This window comes from Stenotrophomonas sp. 2694 (genome assembly GCF_040548715.1).
Taxonomy (GTDB): Bacteria; Pseudomonadota; Gammaproteobacteria; order Xanthomonadales; family Xanthomonadaceae; genus Stenotrophomonas; species Stenotrophomonas indicatrix.
Genome location: NZ_JBEPSG010000008.1, coordinates 127591 through 140401 on the forward strand (window position 1 = coordinate 127591; position 12811 = coordinate 140401).

At 68.5% G+C, this 12811-nt stretch carries 11 protein-coding genes; 5 read left to right on the top strand and 6 right to left on the bottom strand.

Going from position 1 to position 12811, the window contains the following annotated elements:
* Window positions 1–61: 61 nt before the first annotated feature.
* The 3 genes from ribA (at window position 62) to ABIA73_RS12195 (ending at window position 3322) form a co-directional block, all read left to right on the top strand.
* Window positions 62–1195 (top strand): GTP cyclohydrolase II RibA, encoded by a 1134-nt coding sequence (ribA, locus tag ABIA73_RS12185; RefSeq protein ID WP_354275845.1) that lies wholly within the window; start codon window positions 62–64, stop codon window positions 1193–1195.
* Between the two features lie 112 nt (window positions 1196–1307).
* The gene (locus ABIA73_RS12190; RefSeq protein WP_088101515.1) at window positions 1308–1784 is read left to right on the top strand and encodes a PH domain-containing protein; all 477 of its coding nucleotides are present in this window, start codon (window positions 1308–1310) and stop codon (window positions 1782–1784) included.
* The gene (locus tag ABIA73_RS12195; protein ID WP_025879052.1) at window positions 1781–3322 is read left to right on the top strand and encodes a PH domain-containing protein; all 1542 of its coding nucleotides are present in this window, start codon (window positions 1781–1783) and stop codon (window positions 3320–3322) included. Before ABIA73_RS12190 ends, ABIA73_RS12195 begins: the two co-directional genes overlap by 4 nt.
* Window positions 3323–3572: 250 nt before the next feature.
* Here ABIA73_RS12195 and ABIA73_RS12200 read toward each other — a convergent pair whose 3' ends face one another.
* Window positions 3573–4631 (bottom strand): CDP-glycerol glycerophosphotransferase family protein, encoded by a 1059-nt coding sequence (locus tag ABIA73_RS12200; protein WP_088101463.1) that lies wholly within the window; start codon window positions 4629–4631, stop codon window positions 3573–3575.
* On the opposite strand from ABIA73_RS12200, the gene ABIA73_RS12205 reads away from it, so the two are divergent.
* Entirely contained in the window at window positions 4630–5436 is an 807-nt protein-coding gene (locus ABIA73_RS12205; protein WP_032976680.1) for a glycosyltransferase family 2 protein, read from the top strand. The genes ABIA73_RS12200 and ABIA73_RS12205 overlap by 2 nt on opposite strands.
* A gap of 25 nt (window positions 5437–5461) precedes the next feature.
* Here ABIA73_RS12205 and ABIA73_RS12210 read toward each other — a convergent pair whose 3' ends face one another.
* The 5 genes from ABIA73_RS12210 to def all read right to left on the bottom strand — a co-directional run bounded on the left by ABIA73_RS12210 (window position 5462) and on the right by def (window position 11498).
* On the bottom strand, window positions 5462–6637 hold the full coding sequence (locus ABIA73_RS12210) for an O-antigen ligase family protein (RefSeq protein ID WP_229655712.1): 1176 nt from the start codon (window positions 6635–6637) through the stop codon (window positions 5462–5464).
* 233 nt (window positions 6638–6870) lie between these two features.
* Window positions 6871–8583 carry a glycosyltransferase family 39 protein gene (locus tag ABIA73_RS12215; protein WP_354275846.1) on the bottom strand — a complete coding sequence of 571 codons (1713 nt, stop codon included), beginning with the start codon at window positions 8581–8583 and terminating at the stop codon, window positions 6871–6873.
* Between the two features lie 22 nt (window positions 8584–8605).
* Window positions 8606–9937, bottom strand: coding sequence for a 16S rRNA (cytosine(967)-C(5))-methyltransferase RsmB (gene rsmB, locus ABIA73_RS12220; protein ID WP_354275847.1), 1332 nt, complete (start codon window positions 9935–9937; stop codon window positions 8606–8608).
* Between the two features lie 3 nt (window positions 9938–9940).
* A complete protein-coding gene (gene fmt, locus ABIA73_RS12225; protein ID WP_049468220.1) occupies window positions 9941–10864 on the bottom strand; it encodes a methionyl-tRNA formyltransferase in 924 nt (307 codons plus the stop codon).
* Between the two features lie 121 nt (window positions 10865–10985).
* Window positions 10986–11498 (bottom strand): peptide deformylase, encoded by a 513-nt coding sequence (gene def, locus ABIA73_RS12230; RefSeq protein WP_025879059.1) that lies wholly within the window; start codon window positions 11496–11498, stop codon window positions 10986–10988.
* Window positions 11499–11626: 128 nt separating this feature from the next.
* Here def and ABIA73_RS12235 point away from each other — a divergent pair, with 128 nt between their 5' ends.
* On the top strand, window positions 11627–12754 hold the full coding sequence (locus ABIA73_RS12235) for a LysM peptidoglycan-binding domain-containing protein (protein ID WP_032976676.1): 1128 nt from the start codon (window positions 11627–11629) through the stop codon (window positions 12752–12754).
* Window positions 12755–12811 lie beyond the last annotated feature (57 nt).

The following is a 12811-nucleotide window of genomic DNA, read 5'->3' on the forward strand; positions in this document are numbered from 1 at the left end:
GGCCTGCGACACACCGCCGCAGCACGTTGAATACGACGCTGGCGCCCCCATAGAGACACCGATGTCCGCCTCCCCCGGTCCTGCCATGTCTGCTTCCTCCCTGTTCGGTGATCCGGCAGCGATCCGCTGCGAGCGCGCGGTCGCCGAACTGCGCGCCGGTCGCCCGGTCCTGCTCCACGATGGCCAGGGCCAGCGCCTGGCGGTGATCGCGCTGGACAGCGCCACTGCCAGCAGCTTCGCCGCCTTCGCCAGTGCCGCGCGCGAGCGCCATTACCTGTACCTGACCGCCACCCGCGCCCGCGTGCTCGGCGTGGAGGCCCCCGAAGGCGCGCGCCTGCCGCTGGCCGGCGTTGCCTTCGATGCCCTGCCCTCGCTGGGCTACCTGCGCGAACCCGGACCGATGCCCGCGGCCTGGAGCGCAGGCGATGCGTTCGATGCCGGCGCTGTCGAACTGGCCCGGCTGGGCCTGCTGTTGCCGGCGATGGTGGCCGTGCGCCTGGATGCAGACGACGCCACGTTCGATAGCGCGGCCGAGGTTGGCCTGTGCGATCTGGCCGAAGGCGCCGCGCACGCCGCACATGATTACGAACTGGTGGCGCGTTCTCCGGTGCCGCTGCGCGACGTCGGCATGACCACGTTCGCGGTGTTCCGCGGTGGCGTCGCCCAGCGCGACCAGGTAGCGATCATCGTCGGCGAACCGGACCTGTCCGCAGTGGTGCCGGTGCGCGTGCATTCGTCCTGCCTCACCGGCGACCTGTTCGGTTCGCTCAAGTGCGATTGCGGCGACCAGCTGCGGCGCGGCCTGCGCAAACTGAAGGAACTGGGCGGCGGCGTACTGCTGTACCTGGACCAGGAAGGCCGCGGTACCGGCATCGCCGCGAAGATGCGCGCCTACGGCTACCAGCATGACGGCCTGGATACCATCGACGCCGATGCGCAACTGGGCTTCGGCGCCGACGAGCGCCGCTATGGCAGCGCGGTGGCGATGCTGCGCGGGCTGGGTGTATCCCGTGTTGCCCTGCTCAGCAACAACCCGACCAAGGCACAGCGCCTGCGCAATGCCGGCATCGAAGTGCTGGACTGCATTCCGGTCACCGGCGAGATCACCGCCGAGAACGAGCACTACCTGCGCACCAAGGCCGACCGCGCCGGCCATCTGCTGGATGTCGATGCGCTGATCCAGGCCGCCCAGTAACGCGGGCGACCTGCTAACGTCTGCGCGGTGCGGCCATCACCGCGCCTGCCCGAACTGCTGCCCGACGGACGCCCGCGTGACCGAACTGCCCTTGCCTGTTGCTGCTGCCGAAATGCCCCTCGACCACTGGCAACCCCTGCCGCGGCGCGCCGCCCGGTTGGCGGCGCTGGAGGGCGCCTTCGGCGGACTGTTCATCCCCGGCGCACCGCTGGCGGCCCTCTGGTGGTTCTTCGATCTTCCCGGTGGCCTGTGGGCAGCGATGCTGGGCCTGCTGGTCGGCCTCGCCTTCGGCGCCTGGATCGGCCATCGGCGCCTGACCCGCACCCGCTGGCGGCTGGACGCACAGGGCCTGGGCCTGCGCCGCGACCTGATGTGGCAGCTGGAGACCCGCATCCCCATTTCGCGCGTGCAGCACCTGGACCTGCGTCGCGGGCCCCTGGAGCGGCGTGCAGGCCTGGCCACGCTGATCGTGCATACCGCCGGCACCCGCCTGAGTGCGGTCACCGTCAGCGGCCTGGACGAAGCCGATGCCGAGCGCCTGCGTGACACCCTGGCCCATCAGCTCGACCAGGACGCCGACGCCCTGTGAGCCTGCCCCCGCCCCTGCCGCCCTCGCTGCCCAGCGGTGGCGACGAGCATCGCCTGCATCCGTGGTCGTGGCTGTTCGTGCTGCTGATGCAGCTGCGCCACTATTTCCTGCCGCTGGTCGCGTTGCTGGTGTTCGGCCAACGCGGCGACCGCGATCCGATGTGGGCACAGTTGATCCCGTTGACCGCCATCGCCGCGCTGGTGCTGGTGTCGGTGCTGCAGTACCTCAGCTACCGCTATCGCATCGGCAACGATGCGATCACCGTGCGCAGCGGCCTACTGGCGCGCAACCGGCGCGAGATTCCCTTCGCCCGCATCCACAACGTGGAAGTGCGGCAGAACCCGTTGCACCGGTTGTTCGGGGTTGCCGAACTGCGCCTGGAGTCGGCCGGCGGGGTGCGTCCGGAAGCGGAGATGCGCGTGCTGCGGCTGGACCAGGCGTTGGCCCTGGAACAACTGGTGCGCCAGCGTGGACAGGCGCCCCAGCCGACGCCGGGCGACGCGCCGGCTGCCGATGTCGTGCCATCCGACGACGAGCAGGTATTGCTGCGCCTGTCGAGCTGGGACGTGCTGCGCATGGGCTTGCTGTCCAACCGTGGCTGGGCGCTGGCGATCGCCGCCTTCGGCGTCCTGTTCCAGACCGTACCGCGCCCGGTGATGGACGATGCCATCCAGCGTGGCGGGCGCGAGGCCTTCGGCTACGCCAGCCACCTGCATGCCGGGGTGACCGGCGGGCTGGTGCTGTTGGCGGCCGCGTTGCTGCTGGGCTGGCTGCTGCTGCGGGTGTTGTCGGTGGTGTTGACGCTGCTGCGCTACCACGGCTTCACCCTCAGCGAGCGCGAGCGGCGCCTGACCGTCTCCACCGGCCTGCTCAGCCGCACCCGCAGCAGCGTCGCGCGCCGCCGCATCCAGGCATGGACGCTGGGCGAGAGCACCCTGCAACGCTGGTTCGGGCTGCGCCAGCTGCGTATCGACAGCGCTGCCGGTGGCCCCTCGCGCGACGACGACCGCGCGCTGCGCGAACTGGCACCGCTGGCTGGTGCAAGCGCCTGCGATGGGCTGGTGCGCCACCTGCTGCCGCAGCTGCAATGGCCGCCGCAGCAGTGGCAACCGATACCGCAACGCGGATGGTGGCGATTGTCGCTGTCCACCTTGCTGGTGGTGCCGTTGCTGACCGCCGCGCTGTACTGGCGCTGGGGCCTGCCGGCCCTGGCACTGCTGGCCTGGCTGCCGGTCAGCCTGTTGATCGCGCACCGGCAGATGGCGCGGATGGGCTGGCACCTGGATGGCCAGTTCGTGGCGGTGCGCGGCGGCTGGTGGAAGCGCTGGTGGCGCTGGGCCGAGCTGGACAAGGTGCAGGGCCTGCGCCTGCAGCGTTCGCCGCTGGACAAGCTGCTGGGTACGGCCAGCCTGCAGCTGGACACCGCCGGTGCGCATGGCGATGTGGCACTGGCACTGCGCTACCTGCCGCAGGCGCGTGCACAGGCGTTGATGGAAGAACTGGCCACGGCGCTGGCACGGCGCAAGCTGCGCTGGTAGCGCGGCCGATCGTTGAATCGCCATCCACGCATGGCGTGGATCTACTGCACCACCCACGCATGGCGTGGATCTACTGCACCACCCACGCATGGCGTGGATCTACTGCCCCCCACGCATGGCGTGGATCAACGGTAGTGCCGGCCGCTGGCCGGCAAACGCAGGCATTCCGGTGGATGCCGGCCAGCGGCCGGCACTACCCACATCCGCAGGCATTCCGGTGGTTGCCGGCCAGCGGCCGGCACTACCCACATCAACGCTGCGACGGACCCCAGTAGCCCAGGTCCTTGCGGATCTGCAGGTCGCGCACCCAGCTGCCAAACGGCTTGCGACGCAGCACGCCCATTTCGCCGGACAGGAAATCCTCGGTGGCGGCGATCACCCGCTCGCTGGACAGGCCATCGCGATAGGGGTGAATGGCATCGGCGTAACGCACGATCTCCGCCTGCAACGCCGCGTCGGGATGCAGCGCGCGCGCCAGCATTGCCGGCAACTGCTGCGGATCGTCGAAATCGATCATGTGCGGCTTCGGCACGCGGTTGCGGAAGGTCACCACCGGCTTGTGCTGGACGATGAACTCCGAAACGATCGATGAGGTGTCCGACACCAGCACGTCGGCGGCGCGCTGGGCGGCCATCACCTGCTCCGGTTCGATGAAACGCGCATTGGCGCCGGCCAGCGCGCGGTAGCGTTCGAACAGTTCCGGCGGGCACTTCGGGTGCAGGGTCAGCAGCCAGTAGTGCTGCCCGGCGGCGATGTCGGCCGCGATCTGCGCATGCAGGTGCGGGGCGGCGCTCAAGCGCTCGGTGAAGGTAGATCCGAACAGGATCACCGGGCGGCCGCCGGCTGCACTGCGCAGCGCGGCACTGTCGCCACCGTCGTCGCGGAACAGCGGGTCCAGCTTCGGCCAGCCGGTTTCCGCCACGGCGAAATGGCCCTGCACTGCCGCGATCCCGCGGAACGGCGCGGTGGTGGCAGGGCCCTGCGTGCAGTACAGGTCGAACATGCCGCGCACCCGGAAGTGGCCACGCGCACTGTCGCGCTTTTCCACGTTGAAGCCATGGAACAGCTGCACCTTGGCCCCCGACAGGAAGGTCGGCACCCAGTTGGCCGCGCTGAACACCGCCCGCGGCCGCATCGCCAGGGCCTGCTTCAGGCCGATGTTCGGCACGCCGGGCAGCTGGCTGCCAGCCGCACCATCTTCGAACCAGGCCGCCACTTCCTGGCCGGAAGCGTGCAAGGCCTGCACCAACGGGGCGAGAATAGGCAGCGCATAGCGCTCCGTCGCAAACAACAGGTACCCGGCCATCATGTCCTCCACGACCGCTCCCATCGAACGGCCTCGCATCTCGGCCTGCATTATCGCGTTCAACGAGGCCGGGCGCATCGGCGACTGCCTGGCCTCGCTGGCCTTCTGCGATGAGATCGTGGTGGTGGACTCGCAGTCCACCGACGCCACGGTGGCCATCGCCGAGGCGGCCGGCGCCCGCGTGCTGCAGCGTCCGTTCGATGGCTTCCGCAGCCAGAAGGCGTTCTGCGTCGAGCAGGCCACCCACCACTGGGTGCTGTGCCTGGACGCCGACGAGCGCATCAGCCCGGAACTGCGCACGGCCATCGAGCAGGCCCGCGACGGCGGCTTTGCAGGTCATGCGGGTTACCGCTTCGCCCGCCTGTCGGAGTACTTCGGCAGGTTCCTGCGCCACGGCAATGCCTATCCGGATCGGGTGCTGCGCCTGTTCGACCGCCGCCACGGCGGCTGGCGCGGCAAGCGCGAGATCCATGAGGCGGCCAGTGTCGATGGCACGGTCGGCACCCTGCGCGGGGACCTCATCCACTTCCCCTACCGCTCGCTGCAGCAGCAGCTGGCCAAGACCGAGAAGTACGCACGGATGATGGCCGAGCACGAGTTCGCGCGTGGCAAGCGGGCCACCCTCGGCAAGCTGGTGCTGGCCCCGGCCTGGCGGTTCTGGCGCGGCTTCCTGTTCCGTGGCGGCTTCCGCGACGGCTGGCATGGCCTGGTATATGCCTACGTGCGCGCCAACTACGTGCGCCAGAAGACCATCATGCTGTGGATGCTGGGCAACGGTCAGGCCGTGTCCGATCCGCCCAACCCCTGAGTGCGGAATCGAGGGTGGCTGGACGCTACCGGGCGTTCTTCGCCCGGTGCCGCGCCCCTTCCACGATCGACAGGCCGGCCAGCAGGCCGACGATGGTGACGTAGAAGCTTGCGGTCATCTGGTGCGCGAACATCGACTGGGTCAGGCCGCACAGGATGTAGGACGCCACCACCATCACACCGGCGGCGGCAGGGCCACGGAAGGTAGCGTGTCCACTGCGCCGGTGCAGGCGCAGGAACACCCACAGTGGCACCCCGTATACCGCCAGCAGCAGCAACATGCCCGGCAGGCCCTGGGTGGCCGACCACTCGGCCAGATCGTTGTGCGCATGGCGCAGGTGGCAGCGGATTTCCTGCGGATTCTCGCGGCAGGCCGGCACCCGCTTCATGGCCCTGTCGAAGTGGCCGATGCCCACCCCGGTCAGTGGATGGTCGAGGAAGGTCTCCCACGCCACCTGCAGGCGCTCGACGCGCGCGCCGGCCGAAGAGTCGCTGTCACCCTGCTCCATGCGCTGCACATCACTGTGCAGTTCAGACAACCGCACCTGGTGGCGCAGTTCGGGCACCGACAGCAGCAGGGTCGCGCCGATGGCCAGCATGCCGGCAAGCACTGAAAGACGCGCCGCGCCGGTGCGCCAGCGCAGGCTCAGTGCCAGCACCACCAGCAGCGCCAGCAGGGCCGCGAACACGCCCCGGCTTCCGGTCAGGATGATGGTTCCGCAGCCGGCGGCCATGCCGACGATCACCAACGACCAGCGCCGCGACGGCCGGCAGAACACCAGCAGCACCATCAGCATCATCACGATGTCGGCGAGCACGATCGCGTTGGTGAACAGTTCGGCGCGTGGCGCACCCTGGAACACCTGCAGCGCCGAAAGCACGAAGGTGCCCACCAGTCCGGCCAACGCACCGCGCCACAGCCAGCGCATGTCCGGGCGCAGCGCACACACCCACAGTGCGATCCACGGGATGACCAGGAAGCGGGATCGATTGTCGACATCGCGCAGGCCCTGTTCGAACAGCGCGACCGACACGATGGCCATCACCAGCACCGCCAGCATCAGCCAGCTGAGAACCTTGATCGGCTGCATGTCCATACGCCGGGCCTGCCACAGCAGGCCTGGCACCATCGCCGTGCTGACCAGCAGCAGCAGCGCGTAGGGCAACAGGTTGATCGGGATCGTCAGCACCAGTGCCGGCATGCAGAACAGGCCGATCTGCGCCAGCCAGTGCGCCGCGCGCGGGCGCCTGCCTGCGGGGACGCCCAGCGGATCGCCGATCGTGGATTCCAGGTTGTGCTGTGAAGCTGCCACGTCGAAAAAGTTCGCTGCAATCCGGCGGAATGAACGGGATCACTGGCACGGCCGATCCCACGCTGACGTTTTACTGCCTTTGCTGTCGCTTGGGCAGTCTGGACAAGCACGGGCCAGGATGGTTATTCCTCACGTTGCAGCCGCCGTTCACGTTCGCGTTCCTCCGCGCTGGCCACGCAGCGGCCCTGCACGGCAGCAGCCGGTACCAGCCACCAACGGCGGCGGTTGGCGATCCCGGCCAGCTCGGCACGGTCGCGGTCGATGCAGGGCAGCAGCGCGTCTTCGTGGACCAGCAACCAGCGGCGCCGGGGCGCCAGCTGTTGCCATTCCACCGCCGCAGCCAGCTGCTCATCCCAGGGCTCGTTGAAACCGAAGGTGGCTGCCGGGCGGTCGGCCATCAGCAGATTCTGCTCTTTCCAGGCCACCAGTCCCAGCTCGGCATCGGCGCCGATACGCTGGCCGGTGTGCCGCATCAGGCCGCGGGCGGAACTTGAATCATTCAGCAGCGGATAGCCGATCAGGCTGTACAGCACCCACACCGCAGTGAGAGTCGAAACCAGCGCCAGTTGACGGCGGCCGCGCCCGAACAGCAGCAGGCTGGCCACACCCCAGCCGCCCATCGCCATCGCCGCCCAGGCCAGGGCGTTCATTTCGCCATTGCCGATGCCCCGCGTCTGCATCAGCCGCACTTCGAAGCCGGGCTTGCCCAGCAGGGCAGACAACCCCGCGGCCAACGTCCCCAGCGACAGCAGTAGGGTGAACGCGCCCAGCAGCCATTGCACATCGCGCCGGCGCAGCAGCCCCGGCAGCAACGGCGCCAGTGCCAGGCAGAACATCGGCAACGCCGGCAGGATGTAGACGTCGCGCTTGCCATTGGGGATCGAGAAGAACAGCACGATCAGCGCCCACCAGCCCAGCAGCAACAGATAGCGTGCGTCCCGGCGCTGCAGCCGGCGCCGCCAGGCGGGGATCGCCCACGGCACCGCCAGGAAGGCCGGAATCCACATCGACGGCATGGTGCCCAGGAAGTACCACCATGGCTGGTGGTGGTCCCACGATTGCGCATAGCGCTTGGCGGTCTGCCGGAACAGGATGTCGTCCATGTAGGCCAGGTATTCGCCGGAACGGGTGGCCAGCGCGGTCATCACCATGGGCACCAGCCACAGCGCGATGGCCAACACGAATGCCAGCGGTGCCAGCCAGAAGCGCAGGTCGCACGCATGCAGCCGCACCCGTGGCCAGTGCAGGGCCGAGCCGATCACCGCTGGCACGATCATCAGCAGCGCGATCACGCCCACGCCCTTGGTGATCACCCCGATGCCGGCAAAGAACCAGCCCAGCCACCACCAGCGCCAGGCAGGGCCCAGCAGCAGGTGGCGCAGCAGACCATAGTTGGCCAGGGTGATGAACAACACCACCAGCGGGTCGATCTGCGCTTTCTTCGACTGGAAGGTGAACTGCAGGGCGAACAGCAGCGCCCAGCCAGCGTACAGGCCGACCTGGCGTGTCCACAGGCGCCGGCCGAGGTCGACCACGCACCACAGCGTGCCGAGAGCAGCGATCAGCGAAGGCAGCAGGAACGCCACCCGCCAGTTGCCGATCACGCTGTACAGCGTGGCCTGCCACCACATCAGCATCGGCGGCTTGTCCGAGTACAGTTCCAGCCCACGGTGCGGGAACAGCCAGTCGCCGCTGTCCACCATCTGCTTGGCGACCAGGGCGAAGCGCGGTTCGTCCGAGGGCCAGGGATCGCGTAGTCCCAGCCCGGCACCCAACACCAACAGGGCCATCACAACGAACAGCCATGTCTGGCGTGACGCGCGGGTTTTCAGCATGGGGGCTCGGACAGCGGTTGGGTCAGCCCTTTTTTAGCAGACGCGCGTAGAAAAATCCGTCAGCATCGTTTTCACCGGGCAGGCGCTGGCGAGCAATACCGTCACAATCCAGACCAAATGCGTCATCCAGCGCGACCGCTTCCGCATCCGCGTGCCATTTCAGGAAGCCCTTTACCTGATCGACGTTTTCCGCGCGCAGGATCGAGCAGGTGGCATACAGCAACACACCACCGGGGCGCAGCATCGACCAGCAGGCTTCCAGCAGGCGGGCCTGGATGCCGACCAGCGCATCGATGTCTTCCGCACGGCGATGGAACATCACGTCCGGTTGCCGGCGGATGACGCCAGTGGCCGAGCACGGCGCGTCCAGCAGGATCGCGTCGAACGGAACGCCGTCCCACCATGCCCCCGGATCGCTGGCATCGGCCACCTGCACCTGCGCGCCTTCGCCCACACCGGTGCGGGCGAACGTATCCCTGGCGCGCGCCAGACGACGGGCATCGATATCCAGCGCCAGCAATCGCAGGCCGGGGTCTCGCTCGAGCAGGTGCGCCGACTTGCCGCCCGGGGCGGCACAGGCGTCAAGCACGCGGCTGCCGGCCGGCGGCGCCAGCGCGTCGGCTGCACACTGCGCCGACAGATCCTGCACCGACAGCAGGCCTTCGCCGAAACCGGGCAGCTGGTTCACCGGAACCGGCACGGCCAGTCGCAGCGCATCGGCGCTCAGCGCGCTGGCTTCGGCGGCAATGCCCACCTCGGCCAGGGCCGCCATCATCTTGTCGCGCCCGCCCTGCTGGCGGTTGGCACGCAGCCACAGCGGCGCTGGCTGCAGGCTGGCGGCGAAGATCGCCTCGGCCTGTGCCGGCCAGTCGTGCTCGACGGCCTCGGCCAGCCATGCCGGAAATGCGTCGCGCGCCGGTTGTTCGGGGAAGCCTTCGCGCTGGGCCCGTCGCAGGATCGCATTGACCAGGCCAGCCTGGCGTTCGCGGCCAAGTGCGCGTGCAGCATCGACCGTCGCCGACAGGGCCGCATGGGCAGGCAGTTCCAGCACATCCAGCTGGGCGAAGCCCACCATCAGCAACGTGCGCAGGTCGGCATCGCGTGCGGACAGCGGCTTCTGCATCCATCCCTGCAGGGCGGCGTCATAGGTGCTGCGACGACGCAGCACCGCAAAGCACAACGCTTCAAGCAGCGCGCGGTCGCGGGTGTCGGACAGCTTCGGCAGCGCCCAGGCCAGTTCCGCCTTGAGCGAACGACCGCGGGTGAACACCTGCGCCAGCACGCGCGCAGCCAGCATGCGGGTGGCCGCGCCCGGCGCCGCCTTGGCGATGGAAAAATCGTTTGCCTTGCTCACCCGTCAAACCCCCACGCGCAGATCACGGCGCGCATTGAGGTAGTCGGCAGCGGTAATTGCCTTGCCGCCTTCGCGCTGCAGCACGCGCAGGCGCAACGCGCCCTGCCCGCAGGCGATGTCGATGCCCTCGCGGCCCGCGGCCAGCACCGTGCCCGGCGCCTGGCCATGCGCCACATCCAGCGCCACCGCGCCGTGGATGCGCACGCGCTCACCGGCCAGCAGTGCCTCGGCAATCGGCCACGGATTGAATGCACGCACCGTGCGCGCCAACGCTTCTGCGTCCTGCGCCCAGTCAAGTTTTGCCTCGGCCTTGTCCAGCTTGTGCGCGTATGTCACGCCCTGCTCCGGCTGCGGCCGTGCGATCGGCTTGATGCCGGCGCGCAGCAGGCCCAGCCCATCGGACAGCACCTGCGCGCCGAGCTCGGCCAGCTTGTCGTGCAGCTGGCCACCGGTATCGGTGGCGGCGATCGGCAGCTCCTGGTGCAGCAGCACCGGGCCCGTATCCAGACCGGCTTCCATCTGCATCAGGCAGATGCCGGTCTTGCTGTCACCGGCCTGGATGGCGCGCTGGATCGGTGCGGCGCCACGCCAGCGCGGCAGCAGCGAACCGTGCACGTTCCAGCAACCGTGGGTCGGAATGGTCAGCACCGCCTTGGGCAGGATCAGGCCATAGGCCACCACCACCATCAGGTCCGGCTGCAGGTCACGCAGCTGCTGCTGGGCCGCTTCGTCCTTCAGCGTTTCCGGCTGGTACACGGGGATGCCACGGGCGACCGCTTCCAGCTTGACCGGCGAAGGCGCCAGACCACGGCCGCGACCGGCAGGGCGATCGGGCTGGGTATAAACAGCCACCACCTCGTGATGACGCGCGGCCGCGCGCAGCGACGACACCGCAAATTCCGGCGTACCGGCAAAGACAATCCTCATGGCAACCCCACTTGCAGGATGAAATCGTGCAGGAAAAAAAACGGCGCCGTCGGCCGGCGCCATGCAGCCCGCGCGTCACGCGCAGGCGCGGGCCACCCCGAAGGGCGGCCCGGAGCAGCGATCACGCCACGTGCTTGCGCTGCTTGGCCAGCTTCTTGCGGACCATCTCGCGCTTCAGCGGCGACAGGTAATCGATGAACAGCTTGCCGTCCAGATGGTCCATCTCGTGCTGCACGCAGACCGCCAGCAGGCCGTCGGTGGTCAACTCCTGCGGCTGCCCCTGGCGATCCAGGAACTTGACGGTGATGGTGTCGGCACGGGTCACGTCGGCGAAGATGCCGGGCACCGACAGGCAGCCTTCCTGGTACACCTGGCCCCCGTCCTTGGCGACGATTTCCGGGTTGATGAAGACGCGCGGCTCGTTCTTTTCTTCGCTCACGTCGATGACCATGAAGCGCTGGTGCACGTCCACCTGGCTGGCAGCCAGGCCGATGCCCGGGGCGTCGTACATGGTCTCGAACATGTTGTCGAGCAGCTCCTGGAACGCCGGAGTGGTCACTTCGGCGGCATCGATCAACGCAGCCTTGGTACGCAGGCGCGGATCGGGGAACTCAAGGATGGGGAGTAAAGCCATGGCAGTTTCCGGGGTTGGGGCCGGGGTACGCCGGCATACGTCGCAGATTCTAGCTCCAACGCTTGCCTTGCGCCCCGGTTTCTGGACTATAGTGCGCGAACCTGTTGGGGAATCAGGGCTTCACACCTATGTTGCTTCGTTTTCGTACGGTCGTCGCCGCGGCGATGCTGACCGTGGCTGCCTATGCTACCGCCGTGGAAGTGAATGGCGGGCACCCGGACACCTATGTGGTCCGCAAAGGGGACACCCTGTGGGACATCGCAGGACGATTCCTGCAGAAACCATGGCTGTGGCCGGAGATATGGCAGGCCAATCCGCAGGTCGCCAATCCACACCTGATCTATCCCGGTGACGTCCTCAGCCTGGCCTACCTGGACCGCGTGACGGCCCAGCCCGGCCCGCGCCAGGAAGCCCCGGTAACCGGCGTGCCGCTGGCCCAGGTCGAGCCGTTCCTGAAGCAGCTCAGCGTGGTCGACAGCATCGAACAGCTGCCCTATGTGGTCGGCCTGGAAGACAACCGCCTGCGCGCCACCGGTGGGCAGACCGCCTATGTGCGCCTGGCCGACGCCCAGGTCGGGCAGCGCTGGGCCGTGGTCCGCCCGACCGTGCGCTACGCCCAGCCCAAGCCCACCGAGGACCTGACCGCCAACGGCGACGTCACCCCGGGCAGCGGCAATCTCTGGAAGGCCTTCAGCGCGCCCAACCACCGCCGCGGCGTGCTGGGTTATGAGCTGGCACAGGTCGGCACCGGCACCATCACCCAGGTGGCCGGCGGCAAGACCGAAGCGTCGACCCTGGCGCTGGACAACGCCAGCGGCGGCCGTGAAGTACGTGCAGGCGACCGCCTGGTGCCGGTCGAGGCCACCCCGTACGACCTGCAGTTCTTCCCGCATGTGCCCGCAGCCGGCGTGGAAGGCGTGGATGTACGCGTGCTGGCAGTCACCGATATGTTCACTACCGGCGGCCCGCGCGATGTGATCGCGATTTCCGCTGGCCGCGCCCAGGGCGTGGACAACGGCACCGTGTTCTCGCTGTGGCGCCATGGCAGCCACGTGGCGCACCGGATGAAGTTCCCGGGGTCCTCGCGCATGGACGACTCGATCAGCACCGGCGCCGGCCGGGTCAGCCTGCCTGATGAGTACGCCGCGCATGCCATGGTCTTCCGCACCTTCGACAACGTCAGCTATGCGTTGGTGATGCAGGGTGTGAAGCCGGTGCGTGTGGGCTACAGCGCGCTGCATCCGGACGCAAAATGATCCGGCGCCGGGCCCCGCCCGGCCTCGGCAGGGAGTGCCGACCGCATCGGCCGGCAA

What these genes read in the sequence shown, in the direction of transcription:
- ribA (WP_354275845.1), top strand. Translation starts at nt 62, where the DNA reads ATGTCCGCCTCCCCCGGTCCTGCCATGTCTGCTTCCTCCCTGTTCGGT.
- ABIA73_RS12190 (WP_088101515.1), top strand. Translation starts at nt 1,308, where the DNA reads ATGCCCCTCGACCACTGGCAACCCCTGCCGCGGCGCGCCGCCCGGTTG.
- ABIA73_RS12205 (WP_032976680.1), top strand. Translation starts at nt 4,630, where the DNA reads ATGTCCTCCACGACCGCTCCCATCGAACGGCCTCGCATCTCGGCCTGC.
- ABIA73_RS12200 (WP_088101463.1), bottom strand. Translation starts at nt 4,631, where the DNA reads ATGATGGCCGGGTACCTGTTGTTTGCGACGGAGCGCTATGCGCTGCCT.
- ABIA73_RS12210 (WP_229655712.1), bottom strand. Translation starts at nt 6,637, where the DNA reads ATGCCGGCACTGGTGCTGACGATCCCGATCAACCTGTTGCCCTACGCG.
- ABIA73_RS12215 (WP_354275846.1), bottom strand. Translation starts at nt 8,583, where the DNA reads ATGCTGAAAACCCGCGCGTCACGCCAGACATGGCTGTTCGTTGTGATG.
- fmt (WP_049468220.1), bottom strand. Translation starts at nt 10,864, where the DNA reads ATGAGGATTGTCTTTGCCGGTACGCCGGAATTTGCGGTGTCGTCGCTG.
- def (WP_025879059.1), bottom strand. Translation starts at nt 11,498, where the DNA reads ATGGCTTTACTCCCCATCCTTGAGTTCCCCGATCCGCGCCTGCGTACC.
- ABIA73_RS12235 (WP_032976676.1), top strand. Translation starts at nt 11,627, where the DNA reads ATGTTGCTTCGTTTTCGTACGGTCGTCGCCGCGGCGATGCTGACCGTG.